The 23215-nt window shown below is 63.3% G+C and carries 24 protein-coding genes; 10 read left to right on the top strand and 14 right to left on the bottom strand.

Annotation, left to right across the window (positions count from 1 at the left end):
* Window positions 1-8 precede the first annotated feature (8 nt).
* The 8 genes from lptC (at window position 9) to BLS08_RS16160 (ending at window position 5488) form a co-directional block, all read left to right on the top strand.
* Window positions 9-575 (top strand): LPS export ABC transporter periplasmic protein LptC, encoded by a 567-nt coding sequence (lptC, locus tag BLS08_RS16195; RefSeq protein WP_055983971.1) that lies wholly within the window; start codon window positions 9-11, stop codon window positions 573-575.
* Complete coding sequence (gene lptA, locus BLS08_RS16190) at window positions 562-1101, top strand: lipopolysaccharide transport periplasmic protein LptA (RefSeq protein WP_021488070.1); 540 nt, start codon at window positions 562-564, stop codon at window positions 1099-1101. Before lptC ends, lptA begins: the two co-directional genes overlap by 14 nt.
* The gene (lptB, locus tag BLS08_RS16185; RefSeq protein ID WP_003459236.1) at window positions 1101-1826 is read left to right on the top strand and encodes an LPS export ABC transporter ATP-binding protein; all 726 of its coding nucleotides are present in this window, start codon (window positions 1101-1103) and stop codon (window positions 1824-1826) included. Before lptA ends, lptB begins: the two co-directional genes overlap by 1 nt.
* 136 nt (window positions 1827-1962) lie before the next feature.
* Window positions 1963-3456 (top strand): RNA polymerase factor sigma-54, encoded by a 1494-nt coding sequence (locus tag BLS08_RS16180; protein WP_045734133.1) that lies wholly within the window; start codon window positions 1963-1965, stop codon window positions 3454-3456.
* Between the two features lie 99 nt (window positions 3457-3555).
* Window positions 3556-3864 (top strand): ribosome hibernation-promoting factor, HPF/YfiA family, encoded by a 309-nt coding sequence (gene hpf / locus BLS08_RS16175; RefSeq protein WP_003459233.1) that lies wholly within the window; start codon window positions 3556-3558, stop codon window positions 3862-3864.
* Between the two features lie 12 nt (window positions 3865-3876).
* Window positions 3877-4341 (top strand): PTS IIA-like nitrogen regulatory protein PtsN, encoded by a 465-nt coding sequence (gene ptsN, locus BLS08_RS16170; RefSeq protein ID WP_021488068.1) that lies wholly within the window; start codon window positions 3877-3879, stop codon window positions 4339-4341.
* A gap of 2 nt (window positions 4342-4343) precedes the next feature.
* Window positions 4344-5201, top strand: coding sequence for an RNase adapter RapZ (gene rapZ, locus BLS08_RS16165; RefSeq protein ID WP_017678919.1), 858 nt, complete (start codon window positions 4344-4346; stop codon window positions 5199-5201).
* Window positions 5202-5215: 14 nt separating this feature from the next.
* Complete coding sequence (locus BLS08_RS16160; RefSeq protein WP_021488067.1) at window positions 5216-5488, top strand: HPr family phosphocarrier protein; 273 nt, start codon at window positions 5216-5218, stop codon at window positions 5486-5488.
* Between the two features lie 32 nt (window positions 5489-5520).
* Here BLS08_RS16160 and BLS08_RS16155 read toward each other — a convergent pair whose 3' ends face one another.
* The 6 genes from BLS08_RS16155 to pmbA form a co-directional block, all read right to left on the bottom strand.
* Window positions 5521-6423, bottom strand: coding sequence for a ZIP family metal transporter (locus BLS08_RS16155; RefSeq protein WP_055983974.1), 903 nt, complete (start codon window positions 6421-6423; stop codon window positions 5521-5523).
* Between the two features lie 20 nt (window positions 6424-6443).
* Window positions 6444-7055, bottom strand: coding sequence for a superoxide dismutase (locus tag BLS08_RS16150; protein ID WP_045734131.1), 612 nt, complete (start codon window positions 7053-7055; stop codon window positions 6444-6446).
* A 12-nt stretch (window positions 7056-7067) separates the two neighbouring features.
* Window positions 7068-7520, bottom strand: coding sequence for a tetratricopeptide repeat protein (locus BLS08_RS16145; RefSeq protein WP_045734130.1), 453 nt, complete (start codon window positions 7518-7520; stop codon window positions 7068-7070).
* A gap of 118 nt (window positions 7521-7638) precedes the next feature.
* A complete protein-coding gene (locus BLS08_RS16140) occupies window positions 7639-9027 on the bottom strand; it encodes a class II fumarate hydratase (protein WP_090336898.1) in 1389 nt (462 codons plus the stop codon).
* Window positions 9020-9412 carry a hypothetical protein gene (locus tag BLS08_RS16135; RefSeq protein ID WP_045734129.1) on the bottom strand — a complete coding sequence of 131 codons (393 nt, stop codon included), beginning with the start codon at window positions 9410-9412 and terminating at the stop codon, window positions 9020-9022. The genes BLS08_RS16140 and BLS08_RS16135 overlap by 8 nt, the downstream gene beginning before the upstream one ends.
* Before the next feature lie 178 nt (window positions 9413-9590).
* Complete coding sequence (pmbA, locus tag BLS08_RS16130; protein ID WP_090336896.1) at window positions 9591-10937, bottom strand: metalloprotease PmbA; 1347 nt, start codon at window positions 10935-10937, stop codon at window positions 9591-9593.
* A gap of 129 nt (window positions 10938-11066) precedes the next feature.
* Here pmbA and yjgA point away from each other — a divergent pair, with 129 nt between their 5' ends.
* Complete coding sequence (gene yjgA, locus BLS08_RS16125; protein ID WP_055983985.1) at window positions 11067-11585, top strand: ribosome biogenesis factor YjgA; 519 nt, start codon at window positions 11067-11069, stop codon at window positions 11583-11585.
* A gap of 73 nt (window positions 11586-11658) precedes the next feature.
* Here yjgA and tldD read toward each other — a convergent pair whose 3' ends face one another.
* The 8 genes from tldD to mreB all read right to left on the bottom strand — a co-directional run bounded on the left by tldD (window position 11659) and on the right by mreB (window position 22684).
* Window positions 11659-13101 carry a metalloprotease TldD gene (gene tldD / locus BLS08_RS16120; RefSeq protein ID WP_055983988.1) on the bottom strand — a complete coding sequence of 481 codons (1443 nt, stop codon included), beginning with the start codon at window positions 13099-13101 and terminating at the stop codon, window positions 11659-11661.
* Window positions 13102-13103: 2 nt separating this feature from the next.
* On the bottom strand, window positions 13104-13952 hold the full coding sequence (locus BLS08_RS16115) for a carbon-nitrogen hydrolase family protein (RefSeq protein WP_055983992.1): 849 nt from the start codon (window positions 13950-13952) through the stop codon (window positions 13104-13106).
* A gap of 49 nt (window positions 13953-14001) precedes the next feature.
* Window positions 14002-17823 carry a YhdP family protein gene (locus tag BLS08_RS16110; RefSeq protein WP_055984731.1) on the bottom strand — a complete coding sequence of 1274 codons (3822 nt, stop codon included), beginning with the start codon at window positions 17821-17823 and terminating at the stop codon, window positions 14002-14004.
* A 17-nt stretch (window positions 17824-17840) separates the two neighbouring features.
* Window positions 17841-19298 (bottom strand): ribonuclease G, encoded by a 1458-nt coding sequence (rng, locus tag BLS08_RS16105; RefSeq protein WP_055983995.1) that lies wholly within the window; start codon window positions 19296-19298, stop codon window positions 17841-17843.
* Between the two features lie 103 nt (window positions 19299-19401).
* Window positions 19402-20004: a Maf family protein gene (locus BLS08_RS16100; RefSeq protein WP_090336894.1), complete on the bottom strand. Its 603-nt coding sequence runs from the start codon at window positions 20002-20004 to the stop codon at window positions 19402-19404.
* A 48-nt stretch (window positions 20005-20052) separates the two neighbouring features.
* Window positions 20053-20541, bottom strand: coding sequence for a rod shape-determining protein MreD (mreD, locus tag BLS08_RS16095; RefSeq protein WP_004424808.1), 489 nt, complete (start codon window positions 20539-20541; stop codon window positions 20053-20055).
* Window positions 20541-21515, bottom strand: a complete 975-nt coding sequence (mreC, locus tag BLS08_RS16090) for a rod shape-determining protein MreC (protein WP_021488055.1) — start codon at window positions 21513-21515, stop codon at window positions 20541-20543. The genes mreD and mreC overlap by 1 nt, the downstream gene beginning before the upstream one ends.
* 131 nt (window positions 21516-21646) lie before the next feature.
* Window positions 21647-22684, bottom strand: coding sequence for a rod shape-determining protein MreB (gene mreB / locus BLS08_RS16085; protein ID WP_013714086.1), 1038 nt, complete (start codon window positions 22682-22684; stop codon window positions 21647-21649).
* 239 nt (window positions 22685-22923) lie between these two features.
* Between mreB and gatC the strand changes: the two genes are divergently transcribed.
* A complete protein-coding gene (gene gatC, locus BLS08_RS16080; RefSeq protein ID WP_021488054.1) occupies window positions 22924-23211 on the top strand; it encodes an Asp-tRNA(Asn)/Glu-tRNA(Gln) amidotransferase subunit GatC in 288 nt (95 codons plus the stop codon).
* The last annotated feature ends 4 nt before the right edge of the window (window positions 23212-23215 follow it).

The following is a 23215-nucleotide window of genomic DNA, read 5'->3' as shown; positions in this document are numbered from 1 at the left end:
AGAACAGCATGCCGCGTAAAATCCTCAACACCCTGATCTTTGCTCTGATTGCAGTCGTCGTGGCCGCACTCGGTTACTGGAACCTTGCCCCGGACAGCGCACGCCAAGCCCAGCGGACCAACGACGACAACGTCGTTGACTTCTATGCAGTGGGCGCGCGCACCGTGCAGTTCCAGGATGAAGGCAAACTGCACTACCGCATGACCGCGGACAAGCTCGAGCACATCAAAAGCACCGACATCACCCTGATCGAAGCCCCCAAGCTGGAGCTCTATCGCGGCACCGAACTGCCCTGGGAGGTCACCAGCCAGCGTGCCGAAGTCTCGCCTGGCGGCGTCGAGGTAGAACTGATCGACGACGTGCGCATCGCCCGCACCGACGCCAAGAACCGCCCCACCGTTATCACCAGCAGCCGCATGACGGTTATTCCTGACAAGGAATATGCGCAGACCGAGCAAGCCGTTAGAATCGTCGCGGCCAACGGGGTGACCACGGCACAAGGAATGAAAGCGTACTTGAATGACGGCAGGATGCTCCTGCAGTCCAACGTAAGAGGCCAGCATGAGGTTCGTTAATACCCTCCCCCTGATTCTCAGCCTCGGCGCCGCATTGGGAAGCGCGGCTGCCTGGGCACTGCCATCGGATCGCGATCAACCGATCCGCATCCAGGCCGACAGCGCCGAACTGGATGATCGGCAAGGTGTAGCCGTCTACCGCGGCGATGTGATCATCACTCAGGGCACCCTGAAGATCACGGGCGACACCGTCACCATCACCCAGACCGCCAGCGGCGATATCGACGTCTTCACCTCGGTGGGCAACCTGGCGTACTACGAGCAGAAGCCAGCCGTGGACAAGGACATCGTCAAGGCCTACGGCAAGACCATCCAGTACTTCGCCAGCAATGAGCGCATCGTACTGATCGACCAGGCCAAGGTGATTCAGGAAGGCAATACCTTCGAAGGCGAGAAGATCGTCTATGACACCCGCCGCCAGATCGTCAACGCCGGCCGCGCAACAGGCGGCAACGTCAGCACGCCGCGCCCGCGTATCGACATGGTCATCCAACCGAAGAACAAACCCGCGGATCAGCAGCAGTAATGGCCATTCTCAAAGCCCAACACCTGGCGAAAAGCTACAAGAGCCGTCAGGTCGTGCGTGACGTCAGCCTGAGCATCGAAAGCGGTCAGATCGTCGGTCTGCTCGGCCCCAACGGCGCCGGCAAGACCACCTGCTTCTACATGATCGTCGGCCTGGTACGCGCCGACCAGGGCCGCGTACTGATCGACGACCTCGACGTCAGTCATCAGCCCATGCATGGCCGCGCGCGCGCCGGCATCGGCTACCTGCCGCAGGAAGCCTCGATCTTCCGCAAGCTGTCGGTGACCGACAACATCATGGCCATCCTCGAAACGCGCAAGGACTTGGACCGCGCCGGGCGCCAGGCGGAACTGGAAAGCCTGCTGCAGGAATTCCATATCCACCATATCGCCGACAGCCTCGGCATGAGCCTGTCCGGCGGTGAGCGACGCCGCGTGGAGATTGCTCGCGCGCTGGCCACCAACCCCAAGTTCATCCTGCTCGACGAACCCTTTGCCGGGGTCGACCCGATCTCCGTCGGAGATATCAAGCAGATCATCCATCACCTCAAGACCAAGGGCATCGGCATCCTGATCACTGATCACAACGTGCGCGAAACCCTGGACATCTGCGAGACCGCCTACATCGTCAACGATGGACAACTGATCGCCGAAGGTGACGCCGAGACCATCCTCGCCAACCAGACGGTGAAAGAGGTATACCTGGGCCACGAGTTCCGCCTGTAGGTCGCCCGCTATTTCGCTACAGAAATATTGCAACCCCTAGGCAAAAACGAGAAATTCAGGCATATAATTTGCTTCCTGGCGGCGCTTCGGCGCCCTGATGTGGAAGGCGTAACTCGCCAGTAAATTAAGGTCTGCAATGAAACCATCGCTAGTCCTCAAGATGGGCCAGCAGCTGACGATGACCCCGCAGCTGCAACAGGCTATCCGCCTCCTCCAACTGTCTACCCTGGACCTGCAACAGGAAATCCAGGAGGCGCTGGAGTCCAATCCCATGCTCGAGCGCCAGGAAGAAGGCGACGACTTCGACAACAGCGATCCTATGGCTGATGGCGCCGAAAGCGCCGCCCCTGCCCCGAGCAAGGAAGACAGCTACCAGGAAACCACCCCGACTGTGGATAACCTGGAAGAAGGCGAGTGGGGCGAGCGCATTCCCAACGAGTTGCCAGTCGACACCGCCTGGGAAGACATCTACCAGACCAGCGCCAGCAGCCTGCCCAGCAACGATGATGACGAGTGGGATTTCACCACTCGCACCTCCAGCGGCGAGAGCCTGCACAGCCACCTGCTCTGGCAACTGAACCTGGCGCCCATGTCGGACAAGGATCGCCTGATCGCAGCGACCCTGATCGACTGCATCAACAATGACGGCTACCTCGAAGAAACCCTCGAGGAAGTGACCGAATCCTTCGACCCCGAGCTGGATGTCGAACTGGATGAAGTGGAAGTGGTGCTGCACCGCATCCAGCAGTTCGAACCCGCCGGTATCGGCGCCCGCGACCTGCGCGAGTGCCTGCTGCTGCAACTGCGCCAGCTGCCCGCCAACACCCCCTGGCTGAACGAAACCCAGCGCGTGGTCGGCGACTACCTAGAACTGCTCGGCAGCCGCGATTACGCCCAGCTGATGCGCCGCACCAAGCTCAAGGAAGACGAACTGCGCCAGGTCATCGACCTGATCCAGCGCCTCAATCCGCGTCCGGGTTCGCAGATCGAATCCAGTGAGCCGGAATACGTCGTGCCCGACGTGATCGTGCGCAAGCACAACGAACGCTGGCTGGTGGAACTGAATCAGGAGGCGATGCCGCGCCTGCGCGTCAACCCGCAGTATGCCGGCTTCGTCAAACGCGCCGATTCCAGCGCCGACAACACCTTCATGCGCAACCAGTTGCAGGAGGCCCGCTGGTTCATCAAGAGCCTGCAGAGCCGCAACGAAACGCTGATGAAGGTGGCCACGCAGATCGTCGAACACCAGCGTGGCTTCCTCGACTACGGCGACGAGGCGATGAAGCCTCTGGTGCTGCACGACATCGCCGAAGCGGTGGGTATGCACGAGTCGACGATTTCACGCGTTACCACGCAGAAATTCATGCACACCCCACGTGGCATTTACGAGCTGAAATATTTCTTCTCCAGCCACGTCAGCACCTCCGAAGGCGGCGAATGCTCGTCCACCGCGATCCGCGCGATCATCAAAAAACTGGTTGCAGCAGAAAACGCGAAAAAGCCGTTGAGCGACAGCAAGATCGCTGGTTTACTGGAGGCACAAGGCATCCAAGTCGCCCGTCGGACGGTCGCCAAGTATCGCGAGTCCCTCGGCATAGCGCCCTCGAGTGAGCGCAAGCGACTGATGTAGGCCAGATCGACTGAAGGCCTCAGGCCTTCAGGCCAACGTGTTCCGGCGGCGGGTCGAACCAGACCCGTCTCTTACACAAGGCAACAAGGAGAAAGCGGTATGCAAGTCAACATCAGTGGACATCAGCTGGATGTGACCGACGCCCTGCGTGACTATATCGGCGAGAAACTGGGCCGACTGGAACGCCACTTCGACAAGATCACCAACGTACAGGTGACCATGGAGGTCGAAAAACTCAAGCAGAAGATCGAAGCCACCCTGCACATCGCCGGCGGCGAAGTGGTCGCCAACGCCGAACACCAGGATATGTACGCTGCCATCGACCTGTTGGCCGATAAACTCGACCGTCAACTCATCAAGCACAAGGAAAAGCAGCTCGAACGCCTGCAAGGCGCTACGGCCCGCTAACATTCCCTATCCATGATCCGACTTGAAAATATCCTGACCCCCGGCCGTTCCCTGGTGAACGTGCCGGGCGGCAGCAAGAAACGCGTGCTCGAACAGATCGCCAACCTGGTTGCGCGCGATCTACCCGACCTGGATGCCCAGGACATATTCGAAAGCCTCATCGCCCGCGAGAAGCTCGGCTCTACCGGCTTCGGCAACGGCATTGCCATTCCCCACTGCCGCCTGGCTGGCTGCAGTGCCCCGATCAGTGCGGTCCTGCACCTGGAGACGGCAGTCGACTTCGACGCCATCGACGGCGTGCCGGTCGATCTGCTGTTCGTGCTTCTGGTGCCGGAGGCGGCCACCGATGCCCACCTCGAACTGCTGCGCCAGATCGCCAGCATGCTCGATCGCCAGGATGTACGTGAACGTCTGCGCCAGGCCAACAGCGGCGAAGATCTCTATCAGGTCGTCGTGGACATTCAGAACGGTCAATAAACATGCGCCTGATCATCGTCAGCGGTCGCTCGGGCTCGGGTAAGAGCACCGCCCTCGATGTACTTGAGGACAACGGTTTCTACTGCATCGACAACCTGCCGGCCGGCCTGCTGCCGGATCTTGCCGAGCGTTTCCTGCCGCATAGCGACATGCTGCTGCCACAGGTGGCGGTCTCCATCGATGCGCGCAACCTGCTGAGCCAGCTCAAACGCTTCCCGGAACTGCTCGACGAAGTGCGCAAGCGCAACATCCGCTGCGACGTGCTGTATCTCGATGCCGAAGACGAAACCCTGCTCAAGCGCTTTTCCGAAACCCGCAGACGTCACCCGCTGACCAACGACAACCGCTCGCTGGCCGAGGCCATTGCTTACGAAAGCCAGCTGCTGGCACCGATCACCGACCGGGCCGATCTGAAGATCGACACCACCCGCCTGAATCTCTACCAGTTGCGCGACACGCTCAAGCTACGCCTGCTGGGCCAGACGCAGACCGGCACCGCCTTTCTCGTCGAATCCTTCGGCTTCAAACGTGGCATGCCGGTGGACGCCGACCTGGTGTTCGATGCCCGCTGCCTGCCCAATCCCTACTGGAAGCCGGAACTGCGCGACCACTCCGGGCTGGATCAACCAGTGATCGACTACCTGGCCGCGCAACCGGAGGTCGAGGAGATGTATCAGGACATCCTCGCCTACCTGGAAAAATGGCTGCCACGCTTCGCCGCCAGCAACCGCGCCTATGTGACCATCGCCATTGGCTGCACCGGTGGTCACCACCGCTCGGTGTACCTGGCCAACCGCCTGAGCCAGGCACTCAAAGACTCGCTGAAGAACGTCCAGGTGCGTCACCGCGACCTCAGCTAAGGAATCCTGCCGCGATGCCAGCACGTGAAATCACCATCATCAACAAACTTGGTCTGCATGCCCGTGCTGCAGCCAAGTTCGTCGGTGTAGCGAGCACCTACCCTTGCCAGGTGCGCATCGGCCGCAGTGCCGAAAGCCTGGTAGACGGCAAGAGCATCATGGCGGTGATGATGCTGGCTGCCGGCAAGGGCACCAATGTGCACCTGCTGACCGAAGGCGAGCAGGATCACGAGGCGCTCGCTGCACTGGTCGGCCTGATCGAGAATTACTTCGACGAAGGTGAGTAGAAAGTCTTGGAGGGCGGTGTGCACGTCTCCCGCTACGCCAAGGCCGTATCCAGCACCATCATCAGACAGAAGCCCAGCACCAGCGCCAGACTGGCATCGCCGGCATGACCACTGCCATGTGCTTCGGGAATGATTTCGTGGATCACCGCGAACAGCATCGCCCCCGCAGCCAGCGCCAGCCCCCAGGGCAACAGCATGTGCGAAACCCCGACCAGCCAGGCGCAGAGCACCGCGAACAGCGGTTCGACCAGGCCTGACGCCGCACCGATCAGTACCGCCTTGCCGCGTCCCATCCCGGCACTGGCCAGCACCAGGGCGACGATCAGGCCTTCCGGTACATCCTGCAGGGCGATGCCGATCGCCAGGCCATCGGCGCCACTCAAGCCCGCTCCCGCTGCCACGCCAACCGCCATGCCCTCGGGTACGTTGTGCAACATGATGGCGATGACGAACAGCAGTGTGCCAGGCGCCAGAGCGCCCCGTTGCAGTTCGGCCGCGCCGACGCTCTGCCGTTGCGCCAGCACGCGGCCCAACCCCAGCAGGGCGGCGACGCCCAGCAGCAGGCCAATGCTGGCCAGAGCCCCGGCGCCCCAGGCCGTGAAACCCTGCTCACCGGCCACCTCGAGCGCCGGTACCAGCAGGGAGAACACCGTCGCTGCCAGCATCACACCGCCACCGAAGCCCAGCAGCCTATCGCGCCAGCGCCCGGACAGTTCGCCCATGAACAGCACCGGCAAGGCGCCGACCGCTGTACCGGTGGCGCACAGCAAGCCGCCCTGCAATGCCCGTAGCAATTGTGGCTGAACCGTCTGGTCGATCAGCACGGCAACCTGGATGAACAGCAGCAGACTGCCACACAGCACAATCACGCCGCCGAGCAGATAGCGCAAAGCCCGGCCATTGAGGCCGGGCAAGGAAGTGAGCAAGGTTCGCATCGTGTTCGCTATCCGCCTGTTCAGCTCAGGGCCTGTCGGTATCGGCGCGCCACTTCGTCCCAGTCGATGACGTTGTAGAAGGCGCCGATGTATTCCGGCCGGCGGTTCTGGTAGCGCAGGTAGTAGGCATGCTCCCAGACGTCCAGCCCCAGGATCGGTGTGTTGCCATGCATCAATGGGCTGTCCTGGTTGGCGCTGCTTTCCACTACCAATGTCCTCTGCGGCGTCACGCTGAGCCATGCCCAGCCGCTGCCGAAACGGCTCAGCGCGGCTTTGGTAAAGGCCTCCTTGAACGCCGCAAAACCACCCAGTTCGGCATCGATCGCCACTGCCAGTTCGCCAGCGGGCTCGCCCCCTCCGGAAGGCGACATGACCGTCCAGAACAGTGTGTGGTTGGCGTGTCCCCCGCCCTGGTTGATCAATGCCGCGTGCAGGCTTGGCGGCATCTCGTCCAGGCGGATCAGCAGGTCTTCCACCGGTACTTCTGCATAGGACGTTCCCTCCAGTGCCGTGTTCAGATTGTTTATGTAGGTCTGATGGTGCTTGCTGTAGTGGATTTCCATGGTCTGCGCATCGATATGCGGTTCCAGGGCATCGTAGGCGTAAGGCAGTGGCGGCAGGCGATGAGGCATGAGCGTTCTCCTTCAGTGATAGTAGCGGCCATGACCGGCTGGATTGACGGTGGGTCGTTGCCAGGCATGGCGCTGCGAAGCGCCAAGCAAGCGGTCGGTGCGCGGGAAAGCACCGTGCTCGCTGATGAACTGCAACAGCTCCACGTAGGTACGGCGGCTGTGGTGCAGGGCGATCTCGCGCAGCGCCTGCGGCCGCTGGCTGTCGGCCAGGGTCTGGAGCAGGCGCTCGTGGCTGGCGCAGAGGTTTTCCGCGGCTTCCTCCGGTTGCCCCAGCGCCAGGTGCAGATCGGCCAGGTTGTGATGAGAAATCACAAAGGCCGCCACCGCCATGTTGTGATCAGGCCAGCGCCCGAACATCACCTGAGCCTCTGCCAGCGCCTGCAGGTAGAGCTCGCGAGCCCGTACCCAGTCGCCCTCGGAGAAACAGCGGTTACCGGCTTCGATGGTGGTTTTCCAGTGCTCCATGACAGACCTCCTGATGAGAGCCTTTCCACGCTCTGCCGCCTCGACCTGCGCGTGCCAATAACGCGCGCTGGCTGCATGGCCGAACCTGGCTCGTGAACAGACGCCGAAAGAAAGCGGCTCAGAGGCCGCCTTCGGTGAGTTTTTCCGGGTTGAGCAGTTGCTCGAGCTGCGCTCGCGACAGATCGGTGTGCTCCAGCGCCACCTCGATGATCGGCCGGCCCTCGCTGTAGGCCTGCTTGGCGATGTCGGCGGCCTTGAGATAGCCGATCAGCGGATTCAGCGCCGTGACCAGGATCGGATTGCGCTCCAGCGCCTCCCTGAGCTTGGGCTGGTTGACCTTGAAGCTGGCGATGGCGCGGTCGGCCAACAGGTGACAGACATTGCTCAGCAGTTGCATGCTGTAGAGCAGGTTGTCGGCGATCAGCGGCAGCATCACGTTCAGTTCGAAGTTGCCGGACTGTCCGGCGATGGCGATGGCCGCGTCGTTGCCGATCACCTGCGCCGCGACCATGGCCGCCGCCTCGGGGATCACCGGATTGACCTTGCCCGGCATGATCGAGGAGCCAGGCTGGAGGGCCTCCAGTTCGATCTCCGCCAGCCCCGCTAGCGGCCCCGAGTTCATCCAGCGCAGGTCGTTGGCGATCTTCATCAGCGAAACAGCCGTGGTCTTGAGCTGCCCAGAGACGGCCACAGCGGTGTCCTGCGAGCCGATCAGCGCGAAGAAGTTGCCCGCGGTGGTGAAGTTCACGCCGGTCAGGCCGCCCAGTTCACGGCAGAACTGCTCAGCGAAGCGAGGATGGGCGTTGATTCCGGTACCCACCGCGGTGCCGCCCTGGGCCAACGCCTGGAGGCTCGGCTGCAGTGCGCGCAGGTGCTCGATATTGGCCTGAATCTGCTGCCCCCAACCGTCCAGCACCTGGCTCATGCGCACCGGCATGGCATCCATCAGGTGCGTGCGGCCGGTCTTGATGTAGGGCTGAACCTCCAGCGACTTGTCGCACAGCACCTTGAGCAGATGACCGAGCGCCGGCAGCAGGCGTTCATGCAACTCGATGGCGGCACTGACGTGAATGGTGGTGGGAATGATGTCATTGCTGCTCTGGCCGCAATTGACGTGATCGTTGGCGCTGACCTGGTCGCCAAGGATGCGGCTGGCCAGGGTGGCGATCACCTCGTTGGCGTTCATGTTGGAACTGGTACCGGAGCCGGTCTGGAACACATCCACCGGGAAATGCGCCATGAAGTCGCCTTCGAGCAACTGCTGGCAGGCCGCAACGATGGCATCGCCCATGGCTGGGTCGAGTTGCTGCAACTCGACGTTGGCCCGCGCGGCAGCGGCCTTGGCCAAAATCAGCGCACGGATGAAGGGCGCCGGCATGCGCTGCCCGGACACCGGGAAGTTGTTGACCGCGCGCTGGGTCTGCGCACCATAGAGCGCCGTGCTCGGCACCTGCAGTTCGCCCATGCTGTCGCGCTCGATACGGAAGTCACCGCGGGTGTCACTCATAGGAATGTCCTTGTGCCGATTCATGGAATGAGAGGGAGGGTTGCAGGCGCAGGGTCGCCAGACGATTGAGCAGGAGGTTCAGGCTGCGCTGACGAGGAAGATCGTTGGCCTGTTGCTGCATGACCCGCAGGGGCCGGTAGGCACGATCCAGGCAGAGGGCACGCCAATGCCAGGGCAATGCCGGGTCACAGGCGGTGTCGAGTAGCAGTTCCAACGTGATGCGCGAGACCCGCCAGGCGTCCAGCCGGCCGCGCTCCACCAGTTGCCGCCCGTGCCATTCGTGGAAATCGAGCAGGCGGGGTTCATCGGGCCGTAGAGCGCAGCGCACGAGAAAGCCCTGCCAATGCCAGCAGTTCAAGCAAGGTGTGAAGAAGGGATAGAACATGGGCGTCCACCTATCAATGAAATGATATTTATTCTCTTTTGAGAAAAATAATCAATACACAGAGTATGTGGACTTTCAGACAGAAACTGCTCCGCCCTCGCCTGAGGCAGGCCGCAGCTTGCGGGATACGCGCGGCCCGCAAGGCCGCGCGTTACTTACTGTCAGAGCATGGCGGCACTCAGCTACCGGCGACGGTCATCTTCTCGATCAGCACCGAGCCGGTGCAGATATTGCCGCGACGCTCGAGGTCACGACCGACTGCAACGACCTGACGGAACATGTCGCGCAGATTGCCGGCGATGGTTACCTCCTGCACCGGGAACTGGATCTCGCCGTTCTCGACCCAGAAGCCCGCCGCGCCACGGGAATAGTCACCGGTAACCAGGTTCAAGCCCTGCCCCATCAGTTCGGTGACCAATAGGCCACGACCCATGCGACGGATCAGCGCCTGCTGATCTTCATCGCCATGGGTGACGAACAGGTTGTGCACACCGCCGGAGTTGGCGGTGCTCGGCAAACCCAGCTTGCGCCCGGAATAGGTGCCGAGCACGTAGGACACCAGCTCGCCATTTTCCACGAACGGCTTGGCGTAGGTGGCCAGGCCATCGCCATCGAAGGTCGCGCTACCCAGTGCGCGCGGCAGGTGCGGACGTTCGTCGAGGGTCAGCCATTCGGGGAACAAGCGCTGGCCGAGGGCACCTTCGAGGAAGGAGGACTGGCGATACAGGTTGCCACCCGAAATCGCCGCCAGCAGGTGGCTGAACAGCCCACCGGCCAGCTCGGCGGCGAACAGCACCGGCACCTCGCAAGTCGGCACCGGGCGCGCACCAAGACGGCTGACCGCACGCTCAGCGGCGCGCTGGCCGATACCCTTGGCATCAGCCAGCAGTTCGCCTTGACGATTGACGTCATACCAGTAGTCGCGCTGCATCTGCCCTTCACCCTCGGCAATCACCACGCAGCTCAGGCTATGGCGGGTGCTGGCGTAACCGCCGACGAAGCCGTGGCTGTTGCCGTATACGCGGCAACCTTGATGGGTGTTGAGGCTGGTGCCATCGGCGTTCTTGATCCGCTTGTCAGCCGCGAAAGCCGCGGCTTCGCAGGCCAGCGCCTGCTCCACCGCCTGCTCCGGGGTGATCGACCAGGGGTGATAGAGATCGAGCTCAGGCAGCTCGCGCGCCATCAGCGCAGCATCGGCCAGGCCGGCGCACTCGTCCTCGCTGGTGTGTTTGGCAATCGCCAGGGCCGCCGCCACGGTCTCACGAATGGCCTCGCTACCGGTGGCCGAGGTGCTGGCCGAGCCCTTGCGCTGGCCCACATACAGGGTGATGCCGAAACCCTGGTCGCGATTGAATTCGACGGTCTCCACTTCGCCTTGGCGCACCGTGGTGGACAGCCCCTGACCAGCCGATACCGCCACCTCGCAGGCACTGGCACCCTGGCGCCTGGCTTCGGCAAGAATGGCCTCGACCTGCTCTTGCAGCACAGGCAAGGCCTGCGGCCCGATGCGTTCTACTTCACTCATAACCACTCCCGATTCTCTTGGCGCAGGCACTCTTTGAACGAAACCCAAGGCCTGCTCTCGACTGCCCGCCCGCGGGCCGGCAGTCACGGTTACTGCTATCATGGCGGCGTTTCCCTCTGGACCCACCCCATGTCTGATTCCTACGACGACTTCTCCCTGGAGAAGAGCAAATCCCAGGTCAAACGCGAACTGCATGCCCTGCAGGACCTTGGCGAACGACTGACCACGCTCAAGGCGGATCTGCTGGCCAAGATGCCACTGACCGATGCCCTACGCCGCGCGCTCGCCGAAGCGCCGAAACATACCGCCAATGCCGCGCGCAAACGCCACATCCAGTTCATCGGCAAGCTGATGCGCGAACAGGATGTCGACGCGATCGTCGCCATGCTCGACCAGGTGGACAGCTCCACCCGCGAGTACAACGAACGCTTCCATGCCCTCGAACGCTGGCGTGACCGCCTGATCGCCGAAGGCGACAGCGCGCTGGAAAGCTTCGTCGAGCTCTACCCCGACGCTGACGTCCAGCACCTGCGCGGCCTGGTTCGTCATGCTCAGCACGAAGCCGCGCGCAACAAGCCGCCGGCTGCGGCGCGCAAGGTGTTCAAGTACATCCGCGAGCTCGACGAAATCCACCGCGGATTGCGCTGACCCTAGGGTGCGCCATGCGCACCGACTCTTCGCCAGCCGCTGGTGCGCACGGCGCACCCTACTGTTGTCGGCCCTACGCACCAGTGCCGCCGACAGTGATCGCGTCGATCTTCAGCGTCGGCTGACCGACACCGACCGGCACCGACTGACCGTCTTTGCCGCAGGTGCCGACGCCACTATCCAGGGCCAGGTCATTGCCGACCATGGACACCCGGCTCATGGCCTCCGGGCCGTTGCCAATCAAGGTGGCGCCTTTGACCGGCGCCGTGATCTTGCCGTCCTCGATCAGGTAGGCCTCACTGGTAGAGAACACGAACTTGCCACTGGTGATGTCCACCTGGCCGCCGCCAAGGTTGGCGCAGTAGATGCCCTTCTTCACCGAACGTATGATTTCCTCCGGATCGCTCTCGCCAGCCAGCATGTAGGTATTGGTCATGCGCGGCATCGGCAGGTGCGCGTAGGACTCGCGACGCCCGTTGCCGGTGGCGGCCACGCCCATCAGGCGGGCATTGAGCTTGTCCTGCATGTAACCCTTGAGCACGCCGTTCTCGATCAGCGTGGTGCATTGGGTCGGCGTGCCTTCGTCGTCGACACTCAGCGAGCCGCGTCGTCCGGCCAGAGTGCCGTCGTCGACGATGGTGCAGAGGCTGGAAGCGACCTTCTGGCCGACCTGGCCGCTGTAGGCCGAACTGCCCTTGCGGTTGAAGTCGCCTTCCAGGCCGTGGCCGACCGCTTCGTGCAGCAGCACGCCGGACCAGCCGGCACCCATCACCACTGGCATGCTGCCAGCGGGGGCAGCGATGGCCTCCAGATTGACCAGCGCCTGGCGCAGCGCCTCGCGGGCGTAGCCCATGGCGCGGTCTTCATCGAGAAAATAGCGGTAGTCGGTACGTCCGCCACCGCCATGGCCACCGCGCTCGCGGCGCCCGTTCTGCTCGACGATGACGCTGACATTGAAGCGCACCAGCGGGCGGATATCGGCGCTGAGGCTGCCGTCGTGGGCGGCGACCAGGATACGATCCCAGACGCCGGCCAGGCTCACGGTGACCTGTTTGATACGTGGATCGAGCGCGCGCGTTGCGCGGTCGATACGCTGCAGCAATTCAACCTTCTCGGCGCGCCCCATGACGTCCAGTGGGTTGCCTTCGGCATACAGCTGGGTCACCTGCGGGCTGACGAAAGCCTGCACACGGCCCTGCTGGCCAGCACGCGAGATCGAACGCGCGGCCTGTGCGGCCTGCGTAAGCGCATCGAGGCTGATCGCGTTGCTGTAGGCAAAACCGGTCTTCTCGCCCGACTGGGCGCGCACACCAACGCCCTGATCGAGATTGAAGCTGCCCTCCTTGACGATGCCGTCCTCCAGCACCCAGGTTTCCGAAACCTGGCTTTGAAAGTACAGATCGGCGGCATCGATCCCCGGCCCAGCGACTTCGCCCAGCACGCTGCCGAGGCTATCGAGCGTCAGGTTACCGGGGGCAAGCAGATGCTCGCTGACGGATTGCAACATCGTGTTCATGGTCACTCCACAACGATCGGACGGGGTACGTCCGATGAAAAGATTCGGCGGTGCTGCTGCACCGGCATGCGTTGGCGAATGTTCGCCTGCTCGGCGGCATCGCGGGGAGCCAGCAAGGCCCCTTCACCCTGATCCTGCTCGGCCAGCACCTGACCCCATGGGTCGATGATCGCCGAGTGGCCGAACGTCAGACGCTGACCGGGGTGCTCGCCACCCTGCCCGGCCGCCAGTACATAGCATTGAGTTTCGATGGCGCGGGCGCGGGTCAAGACCTGCCAATGCGCGGCACCGGTCACCGCAGTGAACGCTGCCGGCACGCTGATCAGCTCGGCGCCAGCTTCACGCAGCGCACCGAACAGCTCAGGGAAGCGCAGGTCGTAACACACCGTCAGCCCCAGACGCCCCACGGGGGTGTCGGCCACCACGACGCGCTGGCCATGGGCGAAATCGTCGGACTCGCGATAACGACCACGGTTGTCGGCGACATCGACATCGAACAGGTGCAGCTTGTCGTAACGGGCCACACGCTCACCCTGATCATCGATCAGCAGTGAGCAGGCATGCGGTTTGCCGTCGGCATCATCGTCCGGAGGCAGCGGCAAAGTGCCAGCCACTATCCATAAACTGAGGTCACGAGCAGCGCGTTTCAACCAGGGCAGGATCGGCCCCTCGCCCAATGCTTCGGCGCGGCCGATGGCAGCCAGGTCGCGGCGACCCATGGCAGCGAAGTTTTCGGGCAGCACGGCGAGGCGCGCACCGCCCTGCGCGGCACGCTCCAGCATACGGCGAGCCAGACGCAGGTTGGTTTGCACGTCGTCCTGGCTAACCATCTGGATTACAGCGAGATTCATGGCGACACTCTTTGCGGCTTGGTGTAACAGCGTACGCCAAGAGACCACGTCATTGCGGTTTTTCGAAGGGCTTGTCGAAGCTGATCTGCGGGTCCTGCATCGGGCCCTTGACGTCGTACTGCACACTGGCGAAGCGGGCGACCTTGTCGCCGAGCAATTTGTCCACGACAAACAGCGCCCCGCCAATCGCCGGGGCGCCGACGATCAGCGCCGCCAGCGGCAGGTTGTTGGTCACCGGCAGGGTCACTAACAACTTGGCGTCGATACGCTCGTTGTTCATGTCGAGATTGCCATTGAGTTCCAGATTGCTCGAAGGTCCGCTCAGGGTGATCGGTTCATGCGTCACGAACAGGCCATTGGTCGCCTGCAGGTTGCCCTTGACCCGGTCGTAACTCAGCCCCTTGCCCAGCAGGTCGGAGAAGTCCAGACGCAGGCGGCGACCAATGGAGTTGAAGTTGAGCAGGCCGAACACGCGCAGCGCCTGGGCCGAGCCCTGCACTTCGACGAACTGACCTTTGCGCAGCGAGGCGTCGAGATTGCCGGAGAAGCGCTTGAGCGAGAACCAGGCCGGTGAACCGGGCCAGCTGCCGTCGGCGTCCACACGAAAACTCTCACTGGTGACGCTCGGGGCGAAGTTCCAGGCCAGCAACACCTTGCTCAGCTCTTCGCCCTGCAGGCGCCCCTTGTACCAACTGCTGGTGTTGCCCGGCGTACCACGCCAACCGGCGCTGCCCCCAATCTTCAGCCCCTGCAGGTCGAGGTCGAGCTCCTCGAAGCGCACACCCTGAGCTTCAGGCCTGACCTTGAGCGACCAGGCGCCCAGCACCTTGTCACCGCGCTGCACACGCGCGATGGCGATATCCAGCGCGGGCATCTGCCGAGGGTCGATATCGGCCAGGGGATCAGGAGCATCGCTGGTCTTGGCCGCCTCAGGATCCGGCGCCGGCAGCCGCACGTGCTGCAGATCGATGCGAATAGGCACGCCCTCGGCATCAGCCAGCAGTACACGCCCCGCCGCCAGCTCGCTGTCGAGCTGCAAGGCCCAGCCCTGAGCTTCTCGCTCCAGGCCAAGCGTCAGTTGCTCGACCTCCTGACCAAAGCCGCGGAAACGCCCGATATCCAGCCGCGCACTACGCAGCAGACGCTGGCTGTCAGCGTCCACCTTCACCGGATGTTGGCTGCCGAGCTGCTTCCAGGCATCCAGGTCAAGCTCATCCAGACGCCCACGCACACGTAAACCCTGACCGGGAGGCAGGCCGGCCGCACCGCCACCGAGCACCACCTCACCGCGTCCGTCAGCCAGCGCCCCCGGGGGCGCGGCCAGACTCAGGCTGGCCAGCTCGCCATAGTTCGCCCAGTAACGACGCTCGCGCCCGGAAAGAGTCATGCGCCAGTCGGCATCACGCTCCTGCTGCGCCGTCTTGCCGAAGGGCGCAGGCAGATTGATCGCCACACCGCGCAGATTGGAATCGACGCGCAGCTTGCTGTCATCGCCATCCAGGGTCAGGCGCAGTCGATAAGGCAGCAGTCCGCTGGCCGGCAACTTCTGCGGCCCGCCCAGCCACTGGCTGAGGGTATCGACCTGGACCTGTCCACGCAGATCGAACAACGTACGCGCCTGCCCACGCGCGCCCTCGGCGCGGATAGTGCCGCGCACCTGGCGCCCGAGGACCTCGGCGCGAACGTCCGGCGCGCTCAACCCGGCTGCGCTATCGAAGCGAAACGCACCCTGCACCTTGCTCAGTTGCAAGGCGGGATTGGCCAGCTTGAGGCTCGCGCCCTCGGTGGCGAAGTCCACCACCACACCGGGCGGCTGCCCCTTCTGCAACGGAATATCCAGCTTCAGACGCCCGGCCAGAGGCCCTTCACCTTGCCAACCGGCAAAGATCCCCGCTGTGCCCAGAGGCGCTTCCTGCAGCAGTTTGATGGCGTCACTCAGGCTGCTCTGCACCTCGCCATCGAGCTCCAGGCGCGGTGGCTTGCCATCATGCCGCAAGGGGATATTGGCTGTGACGTCATTGACCTGACTCTCCAGCAAACGCCCGCTCTGCAGGCGCACGCGCACTGCATCATCCTCGATCAGCACCTCGCCCACACCCTCACGCAGCGACGGCCAGCCGGGCTGGAATGCTAGCTCGGCATCCTTGACCTTGAAGAACAGGCTGAGGCTGCGCGCGCCCAATGGTGCGCCCTTGTTCAGCGAACCCTGATACTGGAAGTAACCCTCTTCGACGTGCCCCGCGCGGATCGCCGTCTTCAACCAATGATCGAGCTCAGCGCTCATGCCCGGCGCGCGGCTCGGCAGGTACTTCTCGGTGTAGGCCGCATCGCCGTCGCGCATGCCGACACGCAGGTCCATGTAGTCTTCAGCCTCGGGATCGCGCAACAGGCGGATGAGCATGTCACCGGCGACCTGCCCTTCCTCGCCATCCACGCGCATATAGGGGCTATACAGGGTCAGGCCGGTTTCACTCCAGTCCCAGCTCAACCGCGCCTGGGCATGGCGATATCGCCAGGGTTCGGGGAACAGTTGATCCAGATGCAGGGCGAAATTCTCGCTATTCAGGCGCAGTTCGCCCCGGAACATATTGCCCGAGGCACTGCCACTGACGTTCTCGGCCGCCGGCGCACCGCGATAGGCCTGAATGCCTACCTTGTCCAGGTTCGCGGCGAACTGCAGGCGCTCGGCACCTTCACGCTGCGGGTAATAGTCGAGCAACAGGTTGTTGACCGCACCCACCGGAGCCAGCGCGACCAGCACATCGCGCGCTGCATCGGGCATCGGCACCAGCGCGTGAACCAACGGAGACCAGGCAGCGAGATCAAGCCGATCAGCCGTCAGCGCCCAGCGCTCGTCGGCTTCGCCCGTATCCTGCTGCTTCAGGTTAAGGTGCAGCTCGCCGATGCGCTGCTCACCATGGGTCAAGGCCAGGGAGTCGATCTGCGCCCGCACGCCCTGCTTGTCTTGCGTGAAGAAGGCGTTGAAGGCCAGGTCCTTGAGAGTCACGGCCTTGTGTTTGGCCTGGCCGCCGGCCAGCTCGGGTGCATGCAGACGCAAGGCGCCCTTGTCCAGGGCCAGACCATGGCCCTCCAACCAAAGCTCACCGCCGGCCTGCAAGCGCTGCACCTGCCAGTCGCCAAGCAGCGATTTGGGCAGCCAGGTGGCCCAGTCGCTCTGCGGCAGGCTCAGATAGAGCTCGGACTGTGCCTCGCGCCAGGTCTTGGGCTGCATGCGCGTACGCAGCCGCAGCGCCACAGGCTGGCCATCGGGCAGCAGCAGGCGGCCGTCAAGGCGCTGACTGTTGCTGCCGTAACGCAGGCTCAGGTTGACGTAGCTGAGCAGCAGCGGCTCCTGATCGAGCGGCTGCAGCACCACACGACTGTCGAGCAGACTGATGCGGTGCACGATCTGCAACTGCTCCAGTAACTGCTCGACATTCAGCTCGGGGCCGCTGCGCTGTGGCAATCCTTGCAACTGCCAGCCACCTTCAGCGTTCTGCTGCACGTTCAATTGCAGGCCGTCGAATTGCAGGTGGGCGATGCGCGGCTGGCGTGCCAGCAGGCTAGCGCCCACATCCGGCACCAATTGCACACGCTCCAGGCTCAGGCCTTGCTCTTCGTCACCCAGGTGCACGTCATGCGCCACCAGCACCGGGGCAAAACCCTGCCAATGACCTTCGAGGCGACCGATTCGTACCGGTACTCCCAGCTGCGCCGTGGCACGATCTTCCAGTTCGAGCCGGTATTCGGCCACCAGCGGCACCAGCTCACGGCCCAGGCTGACGTACAGCGCAGCCAGCACCAGCATGGCGGCGCAAAGACCCAGCCCCCAGCGCAGCAGCGCCGAAAACAGGCGCGCCAGGGCGCTCACCTCCACAGCTGGCGTGCTCAGAGCAGCACCACGTCGTACTGTTCCTGGGAATACATGGTTTCCACCTGGAACTTGATGGTACGTCCGATGAAGGCTTCCAGATCGGCGACGTTGCCCGACTCTTCATCGAGCAGGCGATCGACCACCTTCTGATTGGCCAGCACCCGATAGCTTTCCGCCTGGTAGGCGCGGGCTTCGCGCAGAATCTCGCGGAAGATCTCGTAGCAGATGGTCTCCGGCGTCTTCAGCTTGCCGCGCCCCTGACAGGCAGTGCAGGGCTCGCAGAGAATCTGCTCGAGGCTTTCGCGGGTACGCTTGCGGGTCATCTGCACCAGGCCGAGTTCGGTGATGCCGATGATGTTGGTCTTGGCGTGATCACGCTCGAGCTGCTTCTCCAGGGTACGCAGCACCTGGCGCTGATGCTCCTCGTCCTCCATGTCGATGAAGTCGATGATGATGATGCCGCCCAGGTTGCGCAGACGCAGCTGACGGGCAATGGCCGTGGCCGCCTCGAGATTGGTCTTGAAGATGGTTTCTTCGAGGGTGCGATGGCCAACGAAGGCGCCAGTATTGACGTCGATAGTGCTCATCGCTTCGGCGGGGTCGACCACCAGGTAACCACCGGACTTCAGCGGCACCTTGCGTTCCAGTGCGCGCTGGATTTCGTCCTCGACACCGTACAGGTCGAAGATCGGTCGCTCGCCAGGATAATGCTCGAGACGATCAGCGATCTCCGGCATCAATTCGGCGACGAACTGCGTGATTTTCTGGAAGGTTTCCCGCGAGTCCACGCGAATCTTCTCGGTCCGCGGGCTGACCAGGTCTCGCAGGGTACGCAGCGCCAGGGACAGATCCTCGTAGATCACCGTGGGCGCCTTGCAGTTCTGGATCTGCGCACCGATCTGGTCCCAGAGGCGGCGCAGATAACGGATGTCGATCAGAATTTCATCAGCACCTGCACCCTCGGCGGCGGTGCGCAGGATGAAGCCACCGGCTTCCTCGATGCCCTCGGCGGCGACGCAATCGGCGACCACCTGTTTGAGGCGCTCGCGCTCTGCTTCGTCTTCGATCTTCAGGGAAATACCGACATGACTGGTGCGTGGCATGTACACCAGATAACGCGAAGGGATCGACAACTGAGTGGTCAGACGCGCCCCCTTGCTGCCGATGGGGTCCTTGGTGACTTGCACCACCAGGCTCTGCCCTTCGTGCACCAGGGCGCTGATCGGCTCTACCGCAGTTCCCTCGCGGGTGGAAATCTCGGAAGCATGAATGAAGGCCGCACGCTCCAGGCCGATATCGACGAAAGCCGCCTGCATGCCAGGCAGCACGCGCACCACCTTGCCCTTGTAGATGTTGCCGACGATGCCGCGCTTCTGCGTGCGCTCGACGTGCACTTCCTGCAGCACGCCGTTTTCCACCACCGCCACGCGCGACTCCATCGGCGTGATATTGATCAGAATCTCTTCGCTCATGCATCCATCCTGGTGATCATGCCGGCCGGGCTACTGCACCGCCCCGCGGACTCAAGCTTTCGGGCACGCCAAAAAACTACCTATGCTGCCACCGCCAGGGCTCTTAGCGCGGCCCTTTCGCCGGCAACTGCCAGCAGGCGATACCGAACTCGCCAAGCAACTCGGCAGTTTCGCAAAGCGGCAGACCGACCACTGCCGAATAGCTGCCCCGCAATTGGCTGACGAACACGGCTGCCAACCCCTGGATACCATAACTGCCCGCCTTGTCGCAGGGTTCGCCGCTGGCCCAGTACGCTTCGATTTCCGCATCGCCGATAGTACGAAAGCTCACTTCGCTGCTGACCACTCGCGCCGCCTCGCGGCCATCACCGACCAACGCCACAGCCGTCAGCACCTGATGACTGCGCCCCGACAGGGCCTGAAGCATCACGCGTGACTCGGCGAAGTCCGCCGGTTTGCCAAGAATACGTCCATCGAGCACCACAGCGGTATCGGCGCCCAACACCACGGCATCGTCACGCCCGCCCAAGGCGAGCAGACCGGCGCGCGCTTTTTCACGCGCCAGGCGTTCTACATAGGCTGCCGCCGGTTCGGCTGGCAATGGATTTTCATCTATCGAGGCGATTTGCGTGACGCAAGGCACAGCGATCTGAGCCAGCAATTCACGGCGACGGGGCGAGGCGGAGGCCAGAAACAGCTCGGCCATACGGGTATCTCCCTTGCGAACCGCGGCCAGCCGTGCGGCAGGCCGCGTTCAGTTGACGTTGAGGCGCAGGTGCAGACCGCGCAGGATGGCGCAGATCCAGGGCCACAGCAGAGCGCTGACCAGTGCCGGCAGGACGAAGGCCAGGGTTGGCGGACGACTACCGGTCAGGGCGTTGAGCCACAGCTGAACCAGCTGGGCGAGACCGAACACCACCATCAGCACCATGCTCTGCTGCCACATGGGGAACATGCGCAGGCGCTGGTGCAGGCTCAGCACCAGAAAGGTGATCAGGGTGAGAATCAAGGCGTTCTGCCCGAGCAGGGTGCCGAACAGCACGTCCTGCGCCAGGCCAAGAATCCAGGCGGTGGTCATGCCGACACGATGCGGCAGAGCCAGTACCCAATAGGTGAGAATCAAGGCGACCCACAGCGGGCGACCGATCTGCATGAACTCGGGCAACGGCGAAACACTGAGCAACAAACCGAGCGCCAGGCTCAGCCAGATCACCCAGCCGTTACGGGGCTGTACGCCAGCCATCAGTTGCTCTCCTGTGCGGGGGCGTCAGCGGCCGGTGCATCAGTTGCGGGCTCGCCATTGCGCGCCTGCTCGGCTTCGCGGTCGGCGGCTTCCTGAGCCTCGGCGGAATCGTTGGCGCGCTCCTCTGGCGTGCGCCGGTCGGAGAACACCAGCAGCAGATAACGGCTGCGATTGAGCGCAGCGGTCGGTACGGCACGGACGATGGCGAACGGCTGGCCGGAGTCATGAATCACTTCCTTGACCGTGGCCACCGGGTAGCCGGCCGGGAAGCGCTGGCCCATGCCGGAGCTGACCAGCAGATCGCCCTCCTTGATATCGGCGGTATCGGCGACGTGACGCAGCTCCAGGCGCTCCGGGTTGCCGGTGCCGACGGCGATGGCACGCAGACCGTTGCGGTTGACCTGTACCGGGATGCTGTGGGTGTTGTCGGTGAGCAACAGCACGCGCGAGGTGTAGGGCATGATCTCGACCACCTGGCCCATCAGCCCGCGCGCATCGAGCACTGGCTGCCCGAGGAACACGCCATCCTTCTCGCCCTTGTCGATCAGGATGCGGTGGGTATAGGGATTGGGATCGACGCCGATCAGCTCACCGACCAGCACTTCTTCGTCCACCAGCGCGGCGGAGTTGAGCAGTTCGCGCAGACGCACGTTCTGCTCGGTCAGCGCTGCCAGCTTCTGCAGGCGACGCTGCAGCAGCAGAGCCTCGGCCTTGAGCTTCTCGTTCTCGGCCATCAGTTCGCTGCGCGAGGAAATCTGCTGAGTTGCCCCATCCCAGACGCGTACGGGCACGTCGGCCAGCCAATAGAACGGCGTGAGCACCAGCCCCATCTGGCTGCGCAGCGGCTTGAGCGTCTCGAAGCGGGCATCGACCACCATCAGCACCGCCGACAGTACGGCAAATACCAGCAGACGAATGCCCAGCGAGGGACCTTTGGCGAAGAGCGGCTTAATGACCTGCTCCTCGTGCGCCACAGGGGCGAAAAGCGCGCGAATTCATGCGAAAGGCAAACCGGTCAGGCGAAGGTTGGGCCGAGTGTACTGCAATGCTCGAATATGCGCGTGCCGCCCGAAGGCGGCACGACAGCGAGCCACTAGCGAACCCCTTACTCGGTGGAGAGCAGGTCCATGGCGTGGCGATCCATCATTTCCAGGGCCTTGCCGCCGCCACGGGCGACGCAGGTCAGCGGGTCTTCGGCGACGATCACCGGCAGACCGGTTTCCTGGGAGAGCAGCTTGTCCAGGTCACGCAGCAGCGCGCCACCACCGGTCAGCACCAGGCCGCGCTCGGCGATGTCCGAGGCCAGCTCGGGCGGCGATTGCTCCAGCGCGCTCTTGACCGCCTGGACGATGGTCGCCAGGGATTCCTGCAGCGCTTCGAGCACTTCGTTGGAGTTGAGGGTGAAGCTGCGCGGTACGCCTTCAGCCAGGTTGCGGCCGCGTACGTCGACTTCACGGATCTCGCCGCCCGGGTAAGCAGTACCGATTTCCTGCTTGATGCGCTCAGCGGTGCCTTCACCGATCAGCGAACCGTAGTTGCGGCGTACGTAGGTGATGATGGCTTCGTCGAAACGGTCGCCACCGACACGGACGGATTCGGCATAGACCACGCCGTTCAGGGAAATCAGGGCGATCTCGGTGGTACCACCGCCGATGTCGACGACCATCGAACCGCGCGCCTCTTCGACCGGCAGGCCGGCACCGATGGCAGCGGCCATCGGTTCTTCGATCAGGAACACTTCACGGGCACCGGCGCCGAGGGCCGATTCACGAATGGCGCGGCGCTCGACCTGGGTCGATTTACACGGCACGCAGATCAGCACGCGCGGCGACGGCTGCAGGAAGCTGTTCTCGTGAACCTTGTTGATGAAGTACTGCAGCATCTTCTCGCAGACGCTGAAGTCGGCGATCACGCCGTCCTTCATCGGGCGAATCGCAGAGATGTTGCCAGGCGTACGGCCGAGCATGCGCTTGGCCTCGGTGCCGACGGCCACGACGCTCTTCTGGTTGCCGTGGGTACGGATAGCGACCACGGACGGCTCATTCAGGACGATACCGCGCTCGCGCACATAAATAAGGGTATTGGCAGTGCCCAGGTCGATCGACAGATCGCTGGAAAACATGCCACGCAGTTTCTTGAACATTAGGAAGGGACCCTAGGCAACGCGTGGGTGAAGGCCAAGCGCGGAAAACGCGCAGGTAAAAAGTGCGGCAAACTCTAACAACGGCAGGGATTTTGAGCAAGGCGGCAATATGGTAGATTGCCTGTTTTTCCGGGCCTTGCAGCTGCACATCGCGGCCTTTGACCGCTGGCTCGCGACATCCGTTCCCTGCAGCCGCTTACCGATGCCCCCTCTGTCACACTTCCACTGGAGAACCCCCGATGGCGCTTGAACGCTCCGAGGTGGAAAAAATCGCCCACCTGGCCCGCCTGGGTCTGAATGAAGGCGATATTCCGCAAACCACCGAGACCCTGAACAGCATTCTCGGCCTGATCGACCAGATGCAGGCCGTCGACACCCAGGGCATCGAACCCCTGGCCCACCCGCTGGAAGCGACCCAGCGCCTGCGTGCCGACGTGGTCACCGAGAGCAACCAGCGCGACGCCTACCAGGCCATCGCCCCGGCCGTGGAAAGCGGCCTGTACCTCGTGCCGAAAGTCATCGAATAAAGGA

Source organism: Ectopseudomonas chengduensis (assembly GCF_900102635.1).
Lineage (GTDB): Bacteria > Pseudomonadota > Gammaproteobacteria > Pseudomonadales > Pseudomonadaceae > Aquipseudomonas > Aquipseudomonas chengduensis.
Note: the sequence above shows the minus strand (reverse complement) of the source record. Positions and strands in the feature narration are given on the sequence as shown.